General features: G+C 43.7%; 27 protein-coding genes. 9 read left to right on the top strand and 18 right to left on the bottom strand.

Translation table 11 applies throughout. The features are described 5' to 3' along the window. Positions 1 to 146: 146 nt before the first annotated feature. Both ACMXYX_RS08780 and ACMXYX_RS08775 read left to right on the top strand, forming a co-directional pair. Complete coding sequence (locus ACMXYX_RS08780) at positions 147 to 473, top strand: hypothetical protein (RefSeq protein ID WP_415881320.1); 327 nt, start codon at positions 147 to 149, stop codon at positions 471 to 473. Between the two features lie 88 nt (positions 474 to 561). Then, positions 562 to 1329, top strand: coding sequence for a hypothetical protein (locus ACMXYX_RS08775; RefSeq protein ID WP_415881319.1), 768 nt, complete (start codon positions 562 to 564; stop codon positions 1327 to 1329). A 20-nt stretch (positions 1330 to 1349) separates the two neighbouring features. Here the strand turns inward: ACMXYX_RS08775 and ACMXYX_RS08770 are convergent, their stop codons facing one another. The 6 genes from ACMXYX_RS08770 to purB form a co-directional block, all read right to left on the bottom strand. Further along, entirely contained in the window at positions 1350 to 1691 is a 342-nt protein-coding gene (locus ACMXYX_RS08770; protein ID WP_415905931.1) for a hypothetical protein, read from the bottom strand. A gap of 122 nt (positions 1692 to 1813) precedes the next feature. Then, entirely contained in the window at positions 1814 to 2965 is a 1152-nt protein-coding gene (locus tag ACMXYX_RS08765; protein WP_415896273.1) for a JmjC domain-containing protein, read from the bottom strand. Then, positions 2965 to 3213: a hypothetical protein gene (locus ACMXYX_RS08760; protein WP_415881316.1), complete on the bottom strand. Its 249-nt coding sequence runs from the start codon at positions 3211 to 3213 to the stop codon at positions 2965 to 2967. The genes ACMXYX_RS08765 and ACMXYX_RS08760 overlap by 1 nt, the downstream gene beginning before the upstream one ends. A gap of 33 nt (positions 3214 to 3246) precedes the next feature. After that, entirely contained in the window at positions 3247 to 3972 is a 726-nt protein-coding gene (locus ACMXYX_RS08755; RefSeq protein ID WP_415881315.1) for an RNA methyltransferase, read from the bottom strand. A 12-nt stretch (positions 3973 to 3984) separates the two neighbouring features. Next, entirely contained in the window at positions 3985 to 4821 is an 837-nt protein-coding gene (locus ACMXYX_RS08750) for an alpha/beta fold hydrolase (protein WP_415905930.1), read from the bottom strand. Between the two features lie 72 nt (positions 4822 to 4893). Beyond that, complete coding sequence (gene purB, locus ACMXYX_RS08745) at positions 4894 to 6258, bottom strand: adenylosuccinate lyase (RefSeq protein WP_415881313.1); 1365 nt, start codon at positions 6256 to 6258, stop codon at positions 4894 to 4896. Positions 6259 to 6419: 161 nt separating this feature from the next. Here purB and ACMXYX_RS08740 point away from each other — a divergent pair, with 161 nt between their 5' ends. Beyond that, positions 6420 to 6632: a hypothetical protein gene (locus tag ACMXYX_RS08740; RefSeq protein WP_415881312.1), complete on the top strand. Its 213-nt coding sequence runs from the start codon at positions 6420 to 6422 to the stop codon at positions 6630 to 6632. Positions 6633 to 6726: 94 nt separating this feature from the next. On the opposite strand, the gene hflD is transcribed toward ACMXYX_RS08740, so the two are convergent. From hflD to ACMXYX_RS08725, 3 genes are read right to left on the bottom strand one after another with little or no spacing between them, the layout of a single operon-like run. Continuing rightward, positions 6727 to 7398, bottom strand: coding sequence for a high frequency lysogenization protein HflD (gene hflD / locus ACMXYX_RS08735; RefSeq protein WP_415896271.1), 672 nt, complete (start codon positions 7396 to 7398; stop codon positions 6727 to 6729). A gap of 9 nt (positions 7399 to 7407) precedes the next feature. After that, complete coding sequence (mnmA, locus tag ACMXYX_RS08730; protein ID WP_415905929.1) at positions 7408 to 8511, bottom strand: tRNA 2-thiouridine(34) synthase MnmA; 1104 nt, start codon at positions 8509 to 8511, stop codon at positions 7408 to 7410. Positions 8512 to 8523: 12 nt separating this feature from the next. After that, positions 8524 to 8973 (bottom strand): NUDIX hydrolase, encoded by a 450-nt coding sequence (locus ACMXYX_RS08725; protein WP_415905928.1) that lies wholly within the window; start codon positions 8971 to 8973, stop codon positions 8524 to 8526. 168 nt (positions 8974 to 9141) lie between these two features. On the opposite strand from ACMXYX_RS08725, the gene moaE reads away from it, so the two are divergent. Beyond that, positions 9142 to 9600 carry a molybdopterin synthase catalytic subunit MoaE gene (moaE, locus tag ACMXYX_RS08720; RefSeq protein WP_415905927.1) on the top strand — a complete coding sequence of 153 codons (459 nt, stop codon included), beginning with the start codon at positions 9142 to 9144 and terminating at the stop codon, positions 9598 to 9600. Between the two features lie 28 nt (positions 9601 to 9628). After that, positions 9629 to 9937 carry an NIPSNAP family protein gene (locus tag ACMXYX_RS08715; RefSeq protein WP_415905926.1) on the top strand — a complete coding sequence of 103 codons (309 nt, stop codon included), beginning with the start codon at positions 9629 to 9631 and terminating at the stop codon, positions 9935 to 9937. Positions 9938 to 9949: 12 nt separating this feature from the next. On the opposite strand, the gene ACMXYX_RS08710 is transcribed toward ACMXYX_RS08715, so the two are convergent. Beyond that, a complete protein-coding gene (locus ACMXYX_RS08710) occupies positions 9950 to 10843 on the bottom strand; it encodes a LysR family transcriptional regulator ArgP (RefSeq protein WP_415888026.1) in 894 nt (297 codons plus the stop codon). Between the two features lie 88 nt (positions 10844 to 10931). Between ACMXYX_RS08710 and ACMXYX_RS08705 the strand changes: the two genes are divergently transcribed. Beyond that, entirely contained in the window at positions 10932 to 11579 is a 648-nt protein-coding gene (locus ACMXYX_RS08705; RefSeq protein WP_415905925.1) for a LysE/ArgO family amino acid transporter, read from the top strand. On the opposite strand, the gene ACMXYX_RS08700 is transcribed toward ACMXYX_RS08705, so the two are convergent. The 4 genes from ACMXYX_RS08700 to ACMXYX_RS08685 form a co-directional block, all read right to left on the bottom strand. Continuing rightward, complete coding sequence (locus ACMXYX_RS08700) at positions 11576 to 12301, bottom strand: ABC transporter permease (RefSeq protein ID WP_415881304.1); 726 nt, start codon at positions 12299 to 12301, stop codon at positions 11576 to 11578. The genes ACMXYX_RS08705 and ACMXYX_RS08700 overlap by 4 nt on opposite strands. After that, positions 12298 to 12990, bottom strand: a complete 693-nt coding sequence (locus ACMXYX_RS08695) for an ABC transporter permease (protein ID WP_415881303.1) — start codon at positions 12988 to 12990, stop codon at positions 12298 to 12300. Before ACMXYX_RS08695 ends, ACMXYX_RS08700 begins: the two co-directional genes overlap by 4 nt. A 69-nt stretch (positions 12991 to 13059) precedes the next feature. Then, entirely contained in the window at positions 13060 to 13809 is a 750-nt protein-coding gene (locus tag ACMXYX_RS08690; RefSeq protein ID WP_415905924.1) for an ABC transporter substrate-binding protein, read from the bottom strand. A gap of 43 nt (positions 13810 to 13852) precedes the next feature. Beyond that, positions 13853 to 14626, bottom strand: coding sequence for an ABC transporter ATP-binding protein (locus tag ACMXYX_RS08685; RefSeq protein ID WP_415901176.1), 774 nt, complete (start codon positions 14624 to 14626; stop codon positions 13853 to 13855). Positions 14627 to 14890: 264 nt separating this feature from the next. On the opposite strand from ACMXYX_RS08685, the gene ACMXYX_RS08680 reads away from it, so the two are divergent. After that, positions 14891 to 15298, top strand: coding sequence for a GNAT family N-acetyltransferase (locus tag ACMXYX_RS08680; protein ID WP_415905923.1), 408 nt, complete (start codon positions 14891 to 14893; stop codon positions 15296 to 15298). Between the two features lie 9 nt (positions 15299 to 15307). On the opposite strand, the gene ACMXYX_RS08675 is transcribed toward ACMXYX_RS08680, so the two are convergent. The 3 genes from ACMXYX_RS08675 to ACMXYX_RS08665 are packed head-to-tail and all read right to left on the bottom strand — an operon-like array spanning position 15308 to position 19096. Continuing rightward, a complete protein-coding gene (locus ACMXYX_RS08675; RefSeq protein WP_415905922.1) occupies positions 15308 to 16000 on the bottom strand; it encodes a response regulator transcription factor in 693 nt (230 codons plus the stop codon). Beyond that, positions 15997 to 17733, bottom strand: coding sequence for a sensor histidine kinase (locus ACMXYX_RS08670; RefSeq protein ID WP_415905921.1), 1737 nt, complete (start codon positions 17731 to 17733; stop codon positions 15997 to 15999). The genes ACMXYX_RS08675 and ACMXYX_RS08670 overlap by 4 nt, the downstream gene beginning before the upstream one ends. Positions 17734 to 17758: 25 nt before the next feature. Beyond that, positions 17759 to 19096, bottom strand: coding sequence for a vWA domain-containing protein (locus ACMXYX_RS08665; protein ID WP_415896265.1), 1338 nt, complete (start codon positions 19094 to 19096; stop codon positions 17759 to 17761). A gap of 228 nt (positions 19097 to 19324) precedes the next feature. On the opposite strand from ACMXYX_RS08665, the gene ACMXYX_RS08660 reads away from it, so the two are divergent. Together ACMXYX_RS08660 and ACMXYX_RS08655 are read left to right on the top strand one after the other, a co-directional pair. Beyond that, positions 19325 to 19690 carry a hemerythrin family protein gene (locus ACMXYX_RS08660; protein ID WP_415881295.1) on the top strand — a complete coding sequence of 122 codons (366 nt, stop codon included), beginning with the start codon at positions 19325 to 19327 and terminating at the stop codon, positions 19688 to 19690. A gap of 87 nt (positions 19691 to 19777) precedes the next feature. Further along, positions 19778 to 20164 carry a hypothetical protein gene (locus ACMXYX_RS08655; protein WP_415881294.1) on the top strand — a complete coding sequence of 129 codons (387 nt, stop codon included), beginning with the start codon at positions 19778 to 19780 and terminating at the stop codon, positions 20162 to 20164. On the opposite strand, the gene ACMXYX_RS08650 is transcribed toward ACMXYX_RS08655, so the two are convergent. After that, complete coding sequence (locus tag ACMXYX_RS08650) at positions 20148 to 21560, bottom strand: tryptophanase (protein WP_415905920.1); 1413 nt, start codon at positions 21558 to 21560, stop codon at positions 20148 to 20150. The two genes, ACMXYX_RS08655 and ACMXYX_RS08650, sit on opposite strands and share 17 nt — an antisense overlap. Positions 21561 to 21737 lie beyond the last annotated feature (177 nt).

The raw sequence follows: 21737 nt of genomic DNA, 5'->3' as shown, positions 1-21737 counted from the left end.
TATAAAGCAATTCAATCTAATTAGTCATAGTCGTGTGACACAGATCATACTATGTTAAGTACTAAAGTAGGCAAACGCTTGTTTGATGAATTATAGTAGACTCATAAACAAGGTAGTGCTTATAACTGATTGAATAGAGAAGAGAAATGGCGTTCGAAGATAGTAAAAAACTGACAGTAATCTTCCGTATCGAACCTGGGTGTTTAGGTCCTGAAGGGTTGAGTCATGTTGATAAATTTTGCATTCAAGCAGGTTTAAAATTACAAAGATCCGCGCCAGCTTATATCACATGGCAGGTTGAGCCGCGTCATGATAAAACACTCCCTGAAATTGATTATGCCATACTTGGTAGGGCGTTAAGCCGTGATCATGCTAAGCGTTACTTAAGTCACTTCGATCAACAGATCGATAGTTTCGAAATGGAAGCTTTTGATGAGCTTCCAGATATTATTGATCAGTATTTTGGTCGCTAATACCTAACTTTCCTTTCGCTAATCTTTTAGATCTGCTTGCTATACTTAAGCTCATTAGGGTTCGCCCTTGAAGAGTTTGGGTATATGCATGCGTTCCTATCTTTTTCTTATTTCTTGTCTTCTGTTACCTAATACCAGTTTCGCAGAGAAGCAGGTTATCAATATCGCAGCCATTGATTGGTGCCCGCAGATCTGCCCTGAAGCTGACGACCCCGGCTACATTATCGACTTGGTTAATCAGATCTACAGTGATACGCAGTATGAATTAGATATTCGTATTTATCCTTGGAGCCGAGCTTTATCTATGACTCAACAGGGGCGAGTTCATGCTGTTCTATCTCCAGCTAAGCCTGAGGCCCCAGATCTTCTTTACCCGATTAATGAAGTGGGTACACAGCGCATGTGCTTTTTTACTGATAGAGAAAAGCAGTGGCAGTACGAGAACATCCATAGCCTGAAGAACAGACAGTTTGGTTTATCTACAGACACATCTATTGAAGAATTAAATGATTACGCGTTACTTCATCCTGAGCAGTTTCAATACCTTCCATATAATGAACGACACATAGTCCAGCAAGCTAAAAAAGTGCTACTTAATCGGATTCATGCTTTCTTGTTTACCTACAACAGCACTGTTTATACGTTAAAAAACGCGGGTAAGTGGGATAAGTTTAAAAGTGCAGGTTGTGTACAAGAGGCCAAAATTTATATGGCATTTTCACCGCAAATTAATATGCAAGATGATATTAAGAAAATGATGGAAGTCTTCGATGATAAAATGGCCATCCTAAAGCGGGGAAATGGTATTTCGCAGGTGATGGGTAATTACGGTTTGGATGATTGGAGAGCTAAATAGGTTTACCATCGAAACTGAGCTTAGTAATCAAAAGGTGAGATTTCACCAGAATAATCGAGCTTATTCCCGCAATGATTGCAGTAAGGGGCGCTAGCTTTTTGCTCGCTGTTACAAACTTTGCAAGTGACTTTGATAGAATCCCGCTTTGCTCGATGGTCTATTACATTTGCCATCTTATCTTTTAAGTCTGCGCTACACTCAATATTGCTTTCTTGAACAATATTCCATAGAGATTCTGTAATTAGTGATAGTGTTTCTAGCTTTAGTTCTAAGGCGTTAATTCGGGCTGAATTGATCTCAGATTCAAGCGTGGGTCTAGATTCTAGTGTTTTTTCGACAGTAGCTTGATCTTGGTCGGTCATAACAATGCCTTGGTCGGCTAAGCGTAATTTGCGGATTGGGTAAGTGTAATCGCTTGTTGTGATTAGCGATAGGGAAAGATATAGCTCTTTAAACGGTTTTAAAGAGCTATAGATTTGCTTACCTATTCTTCGTCTAGAAAATAGATGGAACCTTGAAGAAGCAGTGCCTTCAATAGTTGTAGATTTTCTTCAGTGGGTTCTATCTGTTCGTGATAAAGATTGGCACAAAGGCTTTCCGCTAGAGTTACTTGTCCTTCAGAGCATGCGCAGCCTTTGCCATCAACGAACAAAATAAAATGATCGTCTAGTCGGTTAAAAGCAAAGCGTGATCCCTCACTACGGCAAAGCGGTATACCTGCTAGTAATAACTCGGCGATCTCTTCCTCGTCCATTTCACAGACTTGATCAGCGCCGTGCTCTGGATTCTTTGGTTCAGTCATAAACTGACCAAACCAGTGAGTCAGCAGTTCAGGGCTGTCGATGTATTCTTTCAGCGCCGACTTGACACGCTCTAATGCTTGATCGGTGATTTCGCCGGGGTTTGCTTGTAGAGCAAGATCTGAATCACTATAGCGGTCTTCTGCTTTAGTAATATCAGACAGATAATCGGTAAAGCCAGACATCATCTCTTGATGAGAAGGTGCTCTGAAGCCCACAGAGTAGGTCATACAATCATCGCCAATAGCAAAGCCGTTATGACCAACCCGAGGTGGTACATAAAGCATATCACCAGGCTGAAGATCCCATACATGCTCTGGTTCCCATTCAGGCAGAATCATTACTGGAACGTCTGGGCGACGTGGTGAATCTTCACCATAGATGCCGCCCACTTCCCAGCGTCGAGTCCCTGAAGCTTGGATAAGAAAGACATCATAATTATCGTAATGTGGACCTACGCCACCGCCGTCAGCTGCATAGCTGATCATAAGATCATCTAGTCGCCAATTTGGTACAAAGCGGAAGTGCTCGAGTAGCTCGTTTGCTTCAGGGATCCAGTGATCGACCGATTGCACGAGCAGGGTCCAGTGCGAGTCGGGAAGTTCAGCGAACGTTTCTTCCTGCAGAGGACCATGCTTTAAAGACCAATCTTTACCGTCCGGTGACTGTATTATTAGACGCGATTCTACGTCTTCCTCTAGTGCCATGCCGGCTAACTCGTCAGCCGTAACAGGGGGCTCAAAATTAGAGAAAGCGTTACGAATCAGTAAAGGCTTCTTCTGCCAGTATTCAGCTAAAAATGTTTCAATGCTGATGTCACCAAACGGAGATTTCACTAGTCAATTAACTCCATAAGCTGTTCGATTGCTTCTTCCATTTCAGCGTAAACTTTACGCTTGTCACGATTGGCTAGAGCAGCAAGCTTGTTGTTGCCCACTTTCTTGATGCCTTTCTGCAGAGTTGTAGCGCATTCGCGGATGCCAGCAGCGTTATAACCAACTGTTTTGGACTCTTGGTGCATCTTTTCGATGTTGTCGCGAAGCTCGTCAGCCTGTTTTAGTAGTGCTTGTAAATTCTCTTCCATCTTTTGGCCTTGTCGTAAGATATATCTTTGTAGTTATTTTTTTAGTTTTTCGACCGTTTCTTCAATTGAAGTCAGGATGCCACGAAGCATATTCAGCTCAGTTTTTTCAGGACGTGAGCGGTTGAAGTAACGGTGTAATTTTTCCAGTACTTTACCCTCATGCTGAGGGATGATGAAATCGGTCAAACGTAGCACTTTCTCTAAGTGCTCGTAGAATAGAGCCATCTCTTTATGGCGAGGGTATTCGCTTTCAATATCGTCATAGCTTTTGTTTTCCGCTGCCATAAATATCTCGTAGCAAAGAAGCTGGATTGCTTGAGATACGTTGAGCACTGGATACTCTGGGTTAGCAGGGATGTAAACATGGTAGTTACATTGCGCTAATTCATGGTTATGAAGGCCCATAGTTTCACGACCAAATACGATAGCCACTTCACCTGATTTAGCTTCAGCCACTACACGTTCCGCGCCTTTGCGTGCATCCAGAAGGGGGCGGTCGAAGGTACGTTTAGTACGCGCACTGGTGCCAATCACTAGCTGGCAATCGCCAATCGCTTCTTCAAGTGTGTTAACAACGATGGCGCTATCTAATAGATCTTTTGCGCCAGCAGCGCGAGAATCAGCTTCTGCGCTTGGGTAATCTTCTGGTTCAACCAGATAGAGTTTGCTTAGCCCCATGTTTTTCATAGCGCGTGCAGCTGCGCCGATATTGCCGGGGTGGAATGTATTGATCAGTACAACTCGAACGTTAGATAACATTTTTAATGGTTCTCACAATGAATCTATAAAACGATTCAGATCATAAATGAATCGCTCTTTATGCCATAAATGCGGAGAGTGGTCCGATTGCTCATAAATATGCAATTCTGAACCCTCGATACTTTTATTAACCCACTGTTGTAGCTCAGCGCTATAGAACTGGCTTTCATCGCCGTAGATCAGCAGGGTAGGTAGTTTAATGTTAGATACAACGTCACGGTAATCTTGCTGGGTAATGCTATCCCAGCAGCGGGTTAGCAGATCGCCAGGTTGCTTCTGCAGATATTTACGCATCTGCTGGAAGCCACGAGAGTTTTGCTCGTAATTTTCTCTGGAACGTTGATTTTTACCAAAGGCAATCAGCTCAAGTACTGCCTCAGCGAAATTTTCGGTCAGGCGGTGAATGAAGGCGCTGTTGGATGCTTGCGAGAAATCACTGTATACGCCGTGTTGCCATTCATCATCGGTAATTAGCTTTGGTGATTGGTCGACAATGCAAAGCCCGCGGAGGCGCTTATCACCATGTCGACGTAAGTACTCCCAAGAAGTCAGTGCGCCCATAGAGTGTCCAATGAGGACAGCATCTTCTATCTTAAGGTGCTCGAGCATAGCTTCGAGGTCGTCAGCCATCGCAGGTAAGCTAATATCCCTTTCTTTGTGATAAAAGTGAGCACCATGCCCGCGAGCGTCCCAGCTTACCACACGGTGGTTTTCTGCTAGCTCAGAAGCGAAGGGGAGCCATTCCCGAACACTCGCCGTCCAGCCGTGAAGAAAAACTAAGGTGGTTTCACCTTCACCGAGAGATATGTAATGGATCTCAGTGCCGTCTGGTCGTGTGAAGTGTTCCATGGGGTTAATCTGTGCCTTATATAAAAAACGGGGCTATAGCCCCGTTTCATAAAACTGATTAATTAGATCAGCTTAGATCTTTTTAGCTTGATCAACAGCGTTACCGATGTAGCTATGAGGAGTCAGTTCTTTAAGTGACTGCTTAGCTTCTTCTGGCATGTCCAAAGTATCAACAAACGCTAGGATTGTTTCTTTGCTCATGTCCTGGCCACGAGTCAGCGCTTTTAGCTTCTCGTAAGGCTCTTCGATAGCGTAACGACGCATTACTGTTTGGATAGGTTCTGCTAGAACTTCCCAAGCATTTTCTAGATCTTCGTTTAGCTGAGCTGGGTTAAGCTCAAGCTTGCTGATACCTTTCAGGCTAGACTGATAAGCGATCAAGCTGTAACCGAAACCAACGCCCATGTTACGTAGAACAGTAGAGTCAGTTAGGTCGCGCTGCCAGCGAGAAATCGGTAGTTTCTGCGCTAGGTGGCTCATGATTGCGTTCGCAATGCCCAAGTTACCTTCGGAGTTTTCGAAGTCAATTGGGTTAACTTTATGCGGCATAGTAGAGGAGCCAACTTCACCAGCAATCGTTTTCTGCTTGAAGTATGCCTGAGAGATGTAACCCCATACGTCACGATCGAAGTCGATTAGGATCGTGTTGAAACGAGCAACTGCATCGAAAAGCTCAGCAATGTAGTCGTGTGGCTCGATCTGAGTTGTGTATGGGTTAAAAGATAGGCCAAGGCTCTCAACGAAGTCTTTAGCGTTCTGTTCCCAGTCGATGTCAGCGTAAGCAGATAGGTGAGCGTTGTAGTTACCAACCGCACCGTTGATCTTACCTAGAAGCTCAACATTCTGAAGCTGTTTTATCTGACGCTGCATACGGTAAGCAACGTTAGCCATCTCTTTACCAACAGTTGTTGGAGAGGCAGTCTGACCGTGAGTACGTGAAAGCATTGGTTGCTCAGCAAATTCACGACCCATCTTAGCGATTTCGTCAGTTACTTGCTGCATCTGTGGAACTACAACATCAAGACCGTTTTTCAGCATAAGTGCGTGAGAAAGGTTGTTAATGTCTTCAGATGTGCAGGCAAAGTGAACAAATTCATTGATCGCCATTAGCTCAGCGTTATCTTTGAATTTGTCTTTAATGAAGTACTCAACCGCTTTTACATCGTGGTTAGTAGTACGTTCGATCGTTTTAACAGCCTGAGCGTCTTCAGGACCGAAGTTGTCAACGATCGAGTTCAGCAGAGCATCAGCTTCAGAGCTTAACGCTGGAACTTCAGTGATTTGTGGATGCGCAGCTAGTTTTTGTAACCAACGAACTTCAACTTCAACGCGGAAGCGAATCAGGCCATATTCACTAAAAACATCACGCAGGTCAGCTGTTTTGCTGCCATAGCGGCCATCAACCGGAGAAACGGCTGTCAGTGCAGAAAGCTCCATGAATCGATCTCTACCTTTTAGGTTAAAAAGAAGGCGCGCATTATACCTGAGTCGAGTGACTTTTCGTAGGGGTATATGGATAAAGGGCGGCCCAAGTTCTAAGCTTAAATTGTCGCTACATAATATAGCTGAATTTAGCTGAAATTGAGGAGGGTAGTTATATGACTATGTCTGTTACCGGCTCCTTTGGGTCCAGCGATCAAACCAAACTGGTATTTGATGACCTGATGGCTAATGGAGTGCCAAGAGAGCAAGTATTTATAGATAAAAGCTGCAATATGGTCAAAGTATTGATAGCTGACGCTGCTGAGAGTGATATTGAAGCTATGCTTCGTAGTCACGACGCAAATGAGTTATCGGTTCGTCACGCGTAACTTTGTAATCGATACATAAAATAGATAGGTAAATAAAAAAAACCGGATGCTTTAACGAGCTATCCGGTTTTTTTTATCTAAATATCGTCACCTCTTATGAGGTTCCCATAATCTTTTTAAGGGAAGGGCGTAGGCGAGATTTGAAGAACAATAACTGCCAGCGTTTACCGCCTTTCTGACGCCAAAGCATTGCGCTACGAATGCCAGCCAATAGTAATGCGCGTATCTTCGCTGCGTTTTCACTATTTTGCAGATGGCGGGGATCGCCTGTTACTTGAATTCGGAAGCTAAAGCTACTGATCGTATCTTGGTAAAGGCTTGCAATATTTGCGATTACATTTGGATGGCAGTAACTGCTCGCAGTTGGCTCACTGTCTGGCTGATCAGAATTAAAGTAGCGAGCTTGCTCAGATACCTGAGCTAAACGTTGCGCTACTTTGTTTAGCATTTCTGGATCGCTGCTAAGCTTGCGCTCAAGGTGCATCATGCTTAGTGCGTAGCGAATCACATCTTTGTTGTGTTCTGCTCGCGGCTTATCAATCAGATCTCTTAGGTTTTGCAGGCCTAAGTGTAGATTGAAAGGTAGGTCTTGAGCGCCGCCATAGATCTCTTCTGTCGATGCAGGGTTTAACTGCATAATGCTATAGACCGATGTTTCTAAGCTGTCTTGAGCAACCATGCCTCTCGTTGCAATTTGTTCAACGAGAGCAGCTGCTTGAAATAAACCAGCTAGGCCCAGCGCTTGTTCGTCATGCTGTCGTGACATTGGGGCCTCCTAGTCGTCTTTGCCTGTATGTTCGATAACACCACCACCCAAGCAGATATCTTCTGCGTAGATAACCACGGATTGTCCGGGTGTGATGGCACGTTGAGCTTCTGCAAAGCGGATTAGGTAACCACTGTCACCGTGACGTTCGATCGTACATTCTTGATCAGTCTGGCGGTAACGTACTTTGGCCGTGCAGCTATATGGCAATGCAGGCTCTTCACCATTGATCCAGAAAATTTCGTCTGCTGTAAGCCAATCGGTAAATAGCAGATCATTTTGTTTGCCTTGAACGGCGATCAAAACATTACGATCCAGATCTTTACCTGCTACAAACCATGGCTCTTCTGGGTAATCTTTAAGACCGCCGATCTGCAGCCCTTGGCGCTGACCAATGGTGTAATACATCAAGCCAGAGTGTTTACCAATCACATCACCTTTAGGTGTTTCTATTTTGCCAGGCTGGGCCGGTAAGTACTGTTTAAGGAAGTCGCTAAATCTGCGCTCACCAATAAAGCAGATGCCGGTACTGTCTTTCTTGTTGTGAGTGATTAGGTCATGCTCTTCAGCAAGTTTACGAACTTCGGGTTTTTCCAGTTCGCCAACAGGGAAGAGGGTCTTTTCAATTTCAACCTGACCTACTTGATGCAAGAAGTAGCTCTGGTCTTTATTTTTATCTAGCCCTTTTAACAGACGCGTTTTGCCGTCGCGATCACCGCGGCGAACATAATGGCCGGTTGCGATGTAATCAGCACCAAGTTCGATTGCATACTCAAGGAATGCTTTAAACTTGATTTCACGGTTACACAAAATATCAGGGTTAGGTGTACGGCCTGCTTTGTATTCCTCTAGGAAATGCTCAAATACATTATCCCAGTACTCGGCAGCAAAGTTTGCTGTGTGTAGATGAATGCCAAGCTTGTCACAAACTGCTTGGGCATCAGCTAGATCTTCTTTGGCGGTACAGTATTCAGTGCCATCATCCTCGTCCCAGTTTTTCATGAACAGGCCTTCGACTTGATAGCCTTGTTGCATTAACAGTAATGCTGAAACGGATGAATCTACGCCGCCGGACATGCCGACGATCACTTTGGTATTGCTGTGATCAGTCATGTGTTTATTCAGTTAATTGCTATATTCGTGTATCAGATCTAAAGGGTATTGCTTACCAGCTAGGTAATCATCAATACATTTCAAAACCATTGGGCTACGCAGTTTGTCTGTGTGAGCAACAATCTCATCGCGTGTCATCCAAACAGCGCGAATGATACCTTCATCGAGTTCACGCTCTGGTTCGTGCTTAATCGCTTCGGCATAGAAGCAGGCACGATGATAGGTTATATTGTTATTACCGGATTTATAGACGTAAAACCCCGTTAAATATTTAGGTCTTACGTGCCATGCAGACTCTTCTAATGTTTCTCTGCATGCTGCTTCTATAAAGGTTTCGCCTTCTTCAATATGGCCCGCAGGCTGATTGAAAACTATTTCACCTGAAGATCTTTCTTCTACCAAAAGGAACTTGCCTTCCATTTCTACGATGACAGCAACTGTTGCGTGTGGATGCCAATCCATCATATTCCTCGGTAATTACTCCAATATTTATTGGATAGATGACTCAAAAATTAGTTCGACACAATACCATCAAACCAGTGTTTTTAATAGGTTATAAGCCTATTGAGCATTGCTTCTTTAATAGCTTTTGGTGGTATGATTTCAATATCAATTTAGAGAGGAATTACCATGGCAACAACTCAAGTGATTGTCGCTACAGACAATTTTGATATTGGCGCACTGTCAGAAAGTGTAAGAGCTGATGATGCGACTAGTGGGGCCATAGTCACTTTTACTGGAATCGTTCGCGAATTAGAGATAGCTGATAATAAGCTTGATGCGCTTTTTCTTGAGCATTATCCAGGCATGACCGAGAAAGCGCTTGAGAAGATTGCTACGCAGGCGCGTGAACGCTGGGAGCTCGGCAACATCGTAATTTATCATCGTGTTGGCCGTTTAGACCTTAACGAGAATATCGTTTTTGTCGGTGTGGGTAGTGCCCATCGAGTCAATGCATTTGAAGCGGCTCAGTTCATTATGGATTACCTAAAGAAAGATGCGCCTTTCTGGAAGAAAGAAATCTCCAGCGAGGGCGAGAACTGGGTAGAGCAAAAAGAGAGCGATCTAAAAGCCGCTGATTCTTGGTAATCACGGCTAACAAAGCGGAGGCAATCAGATGGTAACTTGTTACTTGCGCTATGTAATCGATCCGGACAAAGTTGTCGAATTCGAGCACTATGCAAAGCTATGGATTCCATTGGTTGACAAATTTGGCGGTCAACATCATGGCTATTTCCTTCCATCTGAAGGGGCTAACAACATCGCGCTAGCGTTGTTCAGTTTTCCTAGTCTCGCTGCTTATGAACAATACCGGATAGATTCCTTTAAAGACTCTGAATGCATGGCTGCATTTGATTATGCAAAGCAGACCAAATGCATTCAGAGTTATGAGCGCAGCTTCTTTAAGCCTGTGTTTGGTGAATAAGGTTTAATCTTTTCACATAGGAAGAAGGTCTTGCTCCGCTTGCTTTCTTAACCTCTGTGTTAATCTTTGAAATAGTCCCGATTTAAGGCTCCAGATATGCCAATAAAGTGGGACTTCGATAAACCTTCCAGGGGTCATATCAACTACTTTCCCTGAAGCCTGTATCTCTGCACTTTGCTGATCGGGCACCATGCCACAAGCGTGGCCGCGAATGATGATATTGAAAAACGATTCAGTAGATGGAATACGGTGTTTCGGATATTCGTTTGGGCCAATCTTAAAATTGTCCTTTAGATATCTGTTCTGAAGCTCATCCTTATTGCTAAATTCAGCAACAGGCGCATTGTAAAAGCCTTCTGTGTTTATACCGTCAGGGAAATATTTATTGATGTAATCGGGGCTAGCAAGACAACGATAAATCATGACACCAAGTGGGATACAGCTGCAGCCTTGCATTGGTTTTGGATTAGAGCTGATGCACCCGATCACTTGACCTGTTTTAAGAAAGTGATGAGTCTGATCTTGATCGTCCAGTTTAAGATCTAGAAGGATTTTTTCGTCATCAAGAAGCGGTTTAACTGCGTCCAAAAACCAAGTAGCCAAGCTATCTGCATTTAATCCAATAGAAATTTTTGTAAAGCTATCTGATTGCTCAAGTGAGATCTGTTCCTGTAGTTCTGCTTGTAGCAGAGATACTTGGTGGTAATGCTTCAGTAACAGCTGCCCAGCCGTTGTCGCTTGTATAGGCGTATTTCTGATAATCAGTGTTTGTCCAACACTGTCCTCTAGCTGTTTTAAGCGCTGAGATACAGCTGATTGAGAGATATTGAGCTTCTCTGCGGCCTTATCAAAATTACCTTCTTCGAGAATTGCTGCAAGTGCTTGGAGCTGTTTGTAATCTATCATTAGAAAAACTTATCAATCATTAGAATTATTAGTTTTACTGGCTTATGAAAGTTTAGCACTATGCCTGCCATTATTCAGGGGGGGCAGTATGGTATCCATTTTTACAGGCGCGGCTTTGGCAGCATTGATAAAGGGCTTAGTTACTAGCGCAGGACTAATTGTTGCGATGGGAAGCCAAAATACCTTTGTCTTTACTCAAGGCTTACGCCGTCAGTTCCACTGGCCGATTGCAGCCTTGTGCGCCCTGATTGATATGATTTTAATTGCTGTTGGCGTGGCAGGTATGGGTATCTTAATCGCGCAATCAGAAAGCTGGATGTTCGCAGCACGGATCGGCGGGGCTGTATTTCTGTTTGTATATGGCGCTCAGTCCCTGTGCAAAGCTTTAAAGCCACAGGTATTTAAAGCAAATGAAATGGCTTTGTGTGGTTTAGGCAAAGCGTTGATTGTTACTTTGGCGATTACACTGCTTAACCCCCATGTGTATTTAGATACTGTGGTGCTTTTAGGGAGTATCGGAGGGCAATACCCAGAGTCTGAGAGAGTTTGGTTTGCTATAGGTGCGATGGGGTTCTCATGCATTTGGTTTTGGCTGCTAGTAGCTGGTGCGAAGGTATGTCAGCCGATATTTAATAATCCAAAAGCATGGCAGGTTATGGATTTGTTCATTTGGGTAACCATGTGGGCCATCGCGGTAACGCTGCTCTGGCCCATCATGTTTAGTCATTCGGGTTAATGCTGAGGGTCTAAATCTTTTGGCTTTTCATTCGGCCAATGCTGGTGGCGATTAAAGCGTTTTTCCATATAGCGGAATAAAAACACCAAAAGGGCACTGATAATTAGATAGATAACACCGGCTGCGAAGAATATTTCGAGTGGCGTATAAGTTCTGGCGATGATTGTGCGTGCCATACCCGTTAGATCGAGTAGTGTAATTGTGCTGGCTAGGGCACTACCTTTAAGCATTAGGATTACTTCGTTGCCATAGGCAGGCATCATAATGCCAAATGCGCGAGGTAGGATGATACGACGCAGCATAAGCGGGTAGCTCATACCTAAGGCTTTAGCGGCTTCAATCTCGCCTTTAGGGATAGATTGAATAGCGCCACGGAGTATCTCAGCGATATAAGCCGCAGTATGGAGCGCAAAGGTGATGATGGCACACCAGTACGGTTCTTTAAGAATAGGCCAAAGCGCAGAGTTTTTAATGAATTCAAACTGAGATGCGCCGTAGTACACTAAGAAGATCTGTATCAGCAGTGGCGTGCCACGGAAAAAGAAGATGTAAGCAAGAGGAAAGGCTTGTAGCCAAGGGCGTTTAGAGATACGCATCAATGCCAATGGTACCGCAAGCATGAGCCCGATAAATCCAGAAAAGAGGACTAGCTCAAGGGTCAGTAGAGCGCCTTCTAATAGGCGAGGGTAGTTTTCAAAAATGACATCCCATTCCCAACTCATGCGCGTGCTCCTTTATAACCGCGATTAGCTTTTCGCTCTAGGTAATGTAAGCCGATCATTGAGATTGAAGTCATTAGGAGATAAACCACTGCTGCGGCTAAGTAGAAAGTGAAAGGCTCTTTGGTATTGCCAACGGCAACGGTGGTTTGGCGCATAAGTTCGTTAAGACCTATAACAGAAACCAGTGCTGTATCTTTTAAAAGAACAAGGAATAGGTTGCCTAAACCGGGTAAAGCTAAGCGCCAAACTTGTGGCAAGGTAATGCGTCGAAAGGTTTGGAAACCCGTCATACCAAGAGCAATAGCCGCTTCCTTTTGGCCTTTAGGTATTTCTTGAAGTGCACTACGGAAGACTTCAGTGGCATATGCACCAAAGGCGATACTTAGTGCGATTACACCGGCTACAAAAGGACTTAGCTCTATATATTCGTCATAACCGAACAGGCTGGCTATCGCCATCAAAACGGCAGATGACCCAAAATAGATTGTCAGGACGAGTAGTAACTCAGGCATGCCCCGAATAAACAGGGTATAACCATTACCAATAGCGTTAGCAACTTTGTATTTAGATAGCTTTGCGCTTGCACCTAAAACCCCGAAAACGAGGCCAATGACTAAGCTGCAAATAGCTAATTGAACGGTTATCCAAGCGCCACTGATTAAGAGGTGCCCAAAGCCCTGAAGATCCATATAGATATACCTGATGAAACAGGAAAAGCAGGTTTTATCCTGCTTTTCCCTAGTTTTCAGTGTTTAAGCTTAGTAGATAGAGAATGGGAAGTACTTAGTGTTAATCTTTTCGTAAGTCCCGTTCTCGATAATCGCTTTTAATGCTTGGTTGAACTTCTCTTTCAATTCACCATCGCGTTTACGGACAGCAATAGCGATCTTGTCGTTAACATCGATCTTATCGCCACGAAATTCGAAGTTTTTACCTTCTTCAGTTTGTAACCAATCGTAAGCAGGTAGTTTGTCAGAAAGAATCGCATCCAAACGGCCGCTCGCTAGATCTAGATAAGCGTTACCTTGAGTGTCATATAGTTTGACTGAAGCTTTGTCGGAATAGTTATCTTCGAGGTGCTGGCCTGCAATCGTGGCACGTTGTGCGCCAATGGTTTTGCCTTTTAGGGCGTTTGGATCGAAATCGCCATCTTTACCGCTGACAAAACCAAGAGAGTTTGAGTAGTAGTGATCAGTAAACGCTACAACACGTTGACGCTCTGGTGTGATTGAAAGGCTGGCAATGATTGCATCGTACTTACGTGCTTTTAAGCCAGGAATGATGCCGTCCCAATCTTGAGCTACGATTTTGCAGTCAGCTTTCATCTCTTCACAAAGTGCTTTAGCAATATCTACATCAAAACCTGCTAGTTCGCCATCAGCATTGATTGTGTTGAAGGGCGCGTATGCTCCTTCAGTAGCGATACGGATTTTATCGCCAGCAAAGGCAGGCGCTGCCAGAGTAGAGACAACAAATGCTGTTGTTGTAATTAATTTCTTAAATCCCATCTTATGATCCTCGCGGAATATTTATTGTTAGTTGCAGGCTGGATTAGAAATGACTGCTTAAAAATGCTTTGCAGCGTTCAGATTTAGGATTGGTAAACACCTCATCAGGTGTGCCCATCTCCTCAATTTGGCCTTCGTGTAGAAATACAATTTTGCTGGATACTTCACGGGCAAAACGCATCTCATGGGTGACGATCAACATCGTGCGTCCTTCAGCTGCGAGGTCTCGCATAACATTTAGCACTTCTGCGACAAGTTCTGGATCAAGTGCAGAGGTTGGTTCGTCAAAGAGTAAAACTTGGGGTTCCATCGCTAATGCGCGTGCGATAGCGATGCGTTGCTGCTGGCCACCGGATAGCTGGTTAGGATAGCTATCTCGTTTATCGTATAAGCCCACTTTTTTAAGATAGGTTTCTGCTTTATCTCTAGCAGTTTGCTTATCTTGTTTAAGGACATGAATTGGGGCTTCCATGATATTTTCGATCACGGTCATATGAGGCCATAGATTGAAGTTTTGAAATACAAAACCAATCGATGCGCGGATTCGTTCTAACTGCTTTTGATCCGCGGTTTGCAAACCTTCATCTTTGGTTTGCTTAAGCTTTAATGGCTCAGATGCAAAACTGATGCTTCCTGCGGAAGGGGATTCAAGTAGGTTAAGGCAGCGTAAGAAAGTACTTTTACCTGAGCCGCTAGACCCCAAAATTGAGATCACATCGCCAACTTCAGCTTGTAGTGAGATGCCTTTAATAACCTCCAAAGATCCATAGCTTTTATGAAGGTCTTGTATTTCCAGAGCGAGCTTTGCGTCAGCCATAAAACCGGTACTCCAGTGTACCTTTTTAAACGAAAGCGGCGAATTACAGCAAAATCAGATAGTGTTCGCAATGGCAGATTGATCAAATGATCATGAATAAATTTGTTAATCTATACATGTCTGTAGCCCTTTAAATACGGGGCTTGTGGTGTATTAGTGGATTCTACTGTTTGAGCCGTTTTAACGGGATTCATTGCTGATCAATCTGCCAAAGACAGGTAATTCCACTAAACTAATTTTAGGCAAAAAATTTAAGGAAATTTGATGATTGTGGATATAAATTGTACAGATGTAATCCTGGAGGATGAGGTTGTTGCTCTGTATAAGGCTAATGAGTGGTCGTCTGCAGAAAAGCCAAAAGCGCTTTTAGCAGCACTAAGAAATTCACATAGTTTAATTACTGCTCGGATCGATGGCAGGCTAGTTGGCTTAGCCAATGCAATCTCAGATGGGCATCTCGTCGTTTATTATCCGCACATGCTGGTGGACCCAGATTTCCACCGTTGTGGCATCGGTAGCAAGATTATGCAAGCGATGAAAAAACGTTATAAAGGTTTCCACCAGCAGATGTTAACGGCTGATGGAAATGCGATTCGGTTTTATAAATCCTTAGGGTTTGAGACGGCAGGGGAAACGTCATCTATGTGGATCTATGAGGGAAATGAGCATTAAACCACCTTGTTAACCATCATAGCGATAGCCGATACCATGGACGGTAGTGATTATTTGCGGTTGTTTTGGATCTAATTCAATCAGTTTTCTTAGCTTGGAAATGTGTTGGTCTAGTGTCCTGCTACTTGGTAGATAATTTCGGCCCCAGCAGAAATCAAACAGCATATCTCTTGTTACGACCTTGCCTTGTTCTTGATAAAGAAGCTCAAGTATTTTTACATCACGCAGGGTTAGCTCAATCTTATTTCCATCGCGTTCAGCGCGCATTTGCTCAGGGTAAACTACGAGATCAGCCAGCTCGAATTGATTATTCGCGGTTTGGGTTGGCGAACTCTCTTTAGGCGCGCAGCGACGTATCACGGCTCTAATACGCGCGATGACTTCCCGAGTGCCAAAGGGCTTTTTGATGTAATCGTCCGCGCCTAGCTCTAGACCAAGCACTTGATCAATCTCTTCCGATTTTGCGGTAATAAAGATCACAGGGACTTGTTCATCCAGCTGTCGGATCTTTCTGCAGGCGGCATAACCGTCTAATTCCGGCATCATAATATCGAGTAAAACCAGATCAGGGTTTTGTTGAGCGAACAGTACTAGAGCATCGGCCCCATTAGACGCTTCAATACAGGTGTAACCTTCATCTTCTAATAAGTCACAGAGCCCTAGCCTGATATTTAGATCATCTTCAACGATAAGGATTTTCATTGTTTGGACTCCCTGTGATGACTATCAGGTGTATGTAGCTCTAGACGAAAACAGGTTCCTAGTTTGCTAGGAATAATGACCAGATCACCACCGTGTTTTCTAGCCATCTCTCTGGCAATGCTTAGACCAATACCTGTGCCAGATACACCGTCACTTAATTTATTACTGATGCGGTAGAAAGGAGAGAAAACGCTCTCCCAAAGGGATTCAGAGATCCCCTCACCGGCATCTTCAACCTCTATATAGCTTTGCTGGTTATCGCTGTAACAGCGGATCTGTATGGTGCCTGTTTGAGGTGCATACTTTTCACAATTGCTTAGTAAGTTATTTAGAATCTGCTCAATACAGTTCTGATCTAACATGACTTGTTTATTGCATTGCAGATCTAATTCAACAGACAAACCATGTTGAGTTAAAGAGGGCATAAACACATTGACTGTATGTTCAACACACTCTTTTAATGTTCCCGGTTGCAGGTGTAACGGTTTCGGTTCTTTGCCAAGTTTTGAGAAGGTCAGTACGTTTTCTATCAAGCGTGAAAGACGCTGACTTTCACTATTAATCACAGATAGGTAGCGCTGAGCTTTGCTATCTTCGTCATCAAGCTTGCGCTCAAGCATCTCCGCATACATCCGAACATTCGTCAGTGGCGTTTTTAGCTCGTGAGATACTTGGTTAACAAAGTTTACTCTTTGTTCAGCTAGGCGCGTTGTTCTGGTGTGTTCTCTATAGATCAACCATGCAAGGATCAATAATCCGGATAGCGTGAGTGAGAGAATAGAGAGTTTCTCTATCCAATTTGAAGTTGGTTTGGCTAGGTTAGGGGAGTAATACTCTAATTTCCAACTACCTAGAGGGTGGCTCAGCGGTAGGCTATCCAATGGATTGAGCTGCTGAGTCTTGATTGTGGAATCGCCCCATTCGTAATGCACTTCACCGCGACTATTGATCAAGGCAATCGCTTGATTGCTGTTATCTTGTCCATTACTGCTAGGCAGAGAGTTGATTAGATCTGACAGCAATCGAGCACTGTTTATAGAAAAGCCTAAAAGCGCACCATCCGAATCCTTACGCCAATAGATATGTTGCAGCTGACTGTTATTAAACCAAGCGATCCAACCCGAATCGATAAAGGATATAGAAGGAGTTGAGGCCAAAGGTTCTGCAGAGGCAATAGCAATCTCGGCTACGCTATCTGCTGCTACGTTTGAAGCCAGTTGGCTAGGAGCTGCGAGCTCGATTCGTTTTGATTCTGGGGCGGCTTTAAGTTGTGCGCTATAAGGGCTAGCCGCAAGATTTATCTGCTCAGGTGCTTTGTTTTGAATTTGGAATATGTCGGGTGATGAACGTAGGCGTTTAGTTGATTGTAAAAACGCAATTTCACTTGGGTTCTTGGATGATTCTGATGGAAACAGTGTTGTGCCTTCAGCGGAGATCACAAATACCTGTTCTATATAGGGGCTCGACTGGCTCAGGGTCTTAAGCGTTGTTTCTGGGTATTGAGCATCTTTGCTTTGAAGTAGCAATTGGGATTCAGCATTGAGTGCTTGTTCTAAGCTTTGGAAATGATTCTGGAACTGTTGATCGATCTCTTCGAGTTTTATTTCAACCAGCCCTTCGATTTGATGAGAGAGAAGGGCTTGTTGGTTTGTTTCCAGACGAGCCGCTAACCAACCTAGTATGACGACAGGGATTAAAATTAGACTGATTAGCAGTAGGATCGTCTTGTTCACAATAGATTCTCAGTTAGCTAAACGGTTAGTAGCTTTGCTGTTTAGCGCGTTTATATTGACGTTCTTTAAGCTCTTTACGTTTTTTACCCCATTCCTGTTCATCATCAAGCTCTTCCGCGTCTTGTAGCGCTTCTGCTTTCTGCTCTAATAGTTTAGGGGAGGCTAGAGAGGTACCTAAGTTATCCAGATAATCAGCGCTTTGCTGCAAAATAGATTTAGCGCCCTCAATATCACCTTGGTCACGTTTCTGTACCGCTTCTCGGTTTAGTTCGTTCGCGACCTGTTCTGCTGCGGATTCATAAGTACGGGTATCGATCGCATCCTTAGCTTCTTGTTCGGAGCGAGTAAAGTTTGCTGCAACTGAGCTAGAAAGTTCCTCTTTACGTTTGTTTAGTAGATCCAAGTAGTTTACATCGACATCGACTAAGTTGATGCTGCTCTTATCCTGCTGTGAAGGTACTTCTACCTCCAGAATAATAAACTTCTCTTGCTCGCTATAGAGCTGATTAAGGCGCGTTTTAACCATGTCGCCTTCGATCTCTGCTTCACGGCCGATAATGCGCAAAGGTTTTACACCATTTAAGCAACGGATCTGGATATCAACGCCTTGAGCAACCACCGACAACACATCACCAAATTCGTATTGGAATACGCGTGCTAGGTCATCAGCGTTCTCTACAAAGGCGTGGTTACCGTCACTAAAACCAGCTAGCTGAGTCATTAAGTCTTCGTTATAGCCAAGACCAAGACCTATAGTTGTGACACTCATGCCTTCTCTCGCTAAAGAGAGCCCTAGCTTGCCCAACTCATTCGGTGTGCTTGGGCCTACGTTGGCTAAACCATCGGAAAGTAGAATGACACGGTTAACTTTGTTTAGATCTAAAAACTTGCGTAGTTCTTGTGCGCCTTTGCTGACACCGGCAAATAGCGCGGTGTTACCGTGGGCTTGGATCTTATTGATTGCGCGAGCAATACTGTTGCTATCGCTAACCTTTGTAGCCGGTACAACAACGTTAACACGGTTGTCGTAACTCACAACTGAGACAATATCGTTTTGATTTAGGCGATTGATTGCCATGATCGCAGCTTCTTTTGCACGATACAGTTTCTCGCCCTGCATTGAACCGGACTTATCCAGAACAATCGCAATATTGGCAGCCACACGTTGTTGCTGACTTTCTTGTTTAATCCCCTCTAAAGAGATTTTGATAAATGCATTGTGGTTTTGCTCAGCCGTCATCACCGGTGTTGCTAGATTGATATTAAGATCAACCTGTTTAGCGGTAGCGGATTGGCTGAGTAGGGGGCCTGCAACAGTAAGTAGTGTTGCTAGCAGAATTTTGGGTAGGCGGTGCGCTTTCATGATGTTCGTCCTTTATTAACCTTAATCACATGCTGCAAATTTAGGTCAGTTCCGCCTGGTGAAAGTCAGATAGATTTATAGAAGTTGTAAAATATTTGTAAAAACCTCGCAAGCTGTTTGTTACAAACCGATAGGTCTAAGTCTGATGCAGATCAGTTTCTCCTGTTTATACTTATTACATAATGGAAGCTACGCTGTAAGAAAAATAAATATAAACAGGGGCATCCGATGACGCTCACCAGTGAACTTATTTGGCAAGACCAACAGCATCAAGTTCTGTTTGAACTGATCGATGAGATCAAAGCAGAGCAGGTTGATGTCTCTACTTTTACTCGGCTTCATGATTACGCTGATCATCATTTCTGCCTAGAAGAAGCGTACATGCAAGCGTTGAACTATCCTGACTTTGGTGTCCATCTTCAAGCTCACAACAAGTTTCGGGCTGAACTTAAAAAGATGCTGGATGATCATCATACCTATGACGCTCAGCTAAGAGACATGCTATCTGACTTTCTGACTGAATGGCTAAAACGCCATATATTCGGTGTAGATAAGAAGTTAGAGACTTATATTATGGAATCTAAAGTTAAATAAGCTTTAATTAATAATATGTTAAGGTCTTGTGTTCAGGGTTCGCATGATTTAATTTCGATCCTTTAACATTTTCTGTGAGTGCGGACGATGCCATTAATCTGTATTAAATCTTTACCATTTGAAGATGAATGCGATATCCCAGATATGATTAAAGGGATAACGTCAGACCTTGCTCGCGCCACAGATGTAAGTATTGAACATATCACTGTTACTTGGGAATTTATTCCTTCTCGTCAATATGCAGTAGCAGGGCTGATGCCCGCCAGTCAGCCTCAAGGGGGTAGTCACCCTATTTTGGTTGATCTTCATGCACCGAGCTTCCATAAAATGGATAGTGTAGAAGCAATGATGGAGTCAGTGGCTTTCTCGATCTCGAAACGCAGTGGCGTTTCTTTCAGTAATATCTTTATTAATTACTGCAAGGTTCAGTCCGGTCACGTCTTTGATCATGGTGAAGTTAAGCGCTGGAAATAGTTACAGGTTTAAATCTCGCGGTAAAATGGCGAAGCAGCTCCGGTTCGTAACTAAAATTTAATCCAATAATTTTTGAACGACGTTTAGATACTTCGATAAGTGCATCTGCAATGTAATCCATATGATCAGATGTGTAGACCCTACGAGGAATTGTTAAGCGTAATAGCTCTAATGAACTGTGCTTTTGTTTACCTGTTATTGGATCACGGCCCTGCAGTAATGAGCCAATCTCTACACCTCGAACTCCAGATTCAAGATACAGTTCGTTAGCCAGTGCTTGAGCAGGGAATTGCTCTGGAGGAATATGCGGTAGCATAGCTTTGGCATCTATAAATACTGCATGACCACCGGCGGGTGTCTGAATAGGAATGTCTGCTTGTTGTAAGCGTTCAGCTAAATAGGCAACTTGATGGATACGATAGGCTAGGTAATCCTCATCGACGCCTTCATACAAGCCGATTGCCATGGCTTCCATATCTCGGCCTGCTAATCCACCATAAGTGATGAAGCCTTCCATAGGTACACATAAACTTTGAACTTGCCTGAACAACTTTTCGTCTTCACGAATGCAGCAAAGGCCACCTATATTAACTAACGCATCTTTTTTAGCTGAAAAATTCAGCATATCGCCATAGCTAAACATCTCTATAACAATTTCACGAATAGAAGCTTTTTTGTATTTAGAGCCGCGTTGTTTAATGAAAAAAGCATTTTCAGCAAAGCGAGCGGCATCAATAACAACAGGGATATTGTGTTGATTTGCGATGTGGTAAACATCACGAAGGTTATCCATTGAAACGGGCTGCCCACCTGTGCTGTTGCAGGTGATGGTGCTGATAATGGCACAAATGTTTTCCTTTCCATGGTTTTCAATAACTTCTGTGAGTAGTTGAAGATCAAAGTTACCTTTCCAAGGGTAGGGTGTGGTTGTATCAAATGCTTTTTTAGTAACAACATTGACAGCTTTAGCACCACTTAACTCGACGTGAGCGGCGGTAGTATCAAAGTGAAAATTAGAGATAAAAACAGCTTGATCAGGTTTTTGGTCCTCGTATCTACGTTTTACTAAGCAAGGGAAAAGGATTTGCTCTGCACCTCTGCCTTGGTGGGTAGGCAAGACGTAGGGGTACCCAAAAATTTCTTGGGCTGCATTTTGTAGATGGGTGAAATTTCGACTGCCTGCGTAGGACTCGTCTCCACACATTAACCCAGCCCATTGTCGGTCGCTCATTGCGCCAGTACCGGAATCGGTCAGTAGATCTATGTAGACATCTTCACTGGGTAAAAGAAATAGATTATAGCCAGCAGCTTCTAAAGCTTTTTGGCGATCTACAAGCGTCGTTTGCTTGATTGGCTCTACCATTTTTATACGGAATGGCTCTGGGATTCGCTTCATCGTTTTAGCCCCGAGTCTTAGCAGTAGATATTTTTAGTATAAAACAAGTGCCAATTAATGCTGGTAGTGGGGAACGGCGCTGTTGCCGTACAAGAAATTGGCGATAAAACCGCCGAGGATAATGCTCGTAAGATTTTAGAAAAGGCATTCCCCTGATCGGGTGATCGAGCAGATTGC

This window comes from Neptuniibacter sp. QD72_48 (assembly GCF_047778065.1).
In the GTDB taxonomy this organism is placed as follows: domain Bacteria; phylum Pseudomonadota; class Gammaproteobacteria; order Pseudomonadales; family Balneatricaceae; genus Neptuniibacter.
This window is presented reverse-complemented; position numbering and strand designations above follow the sequence as displayed.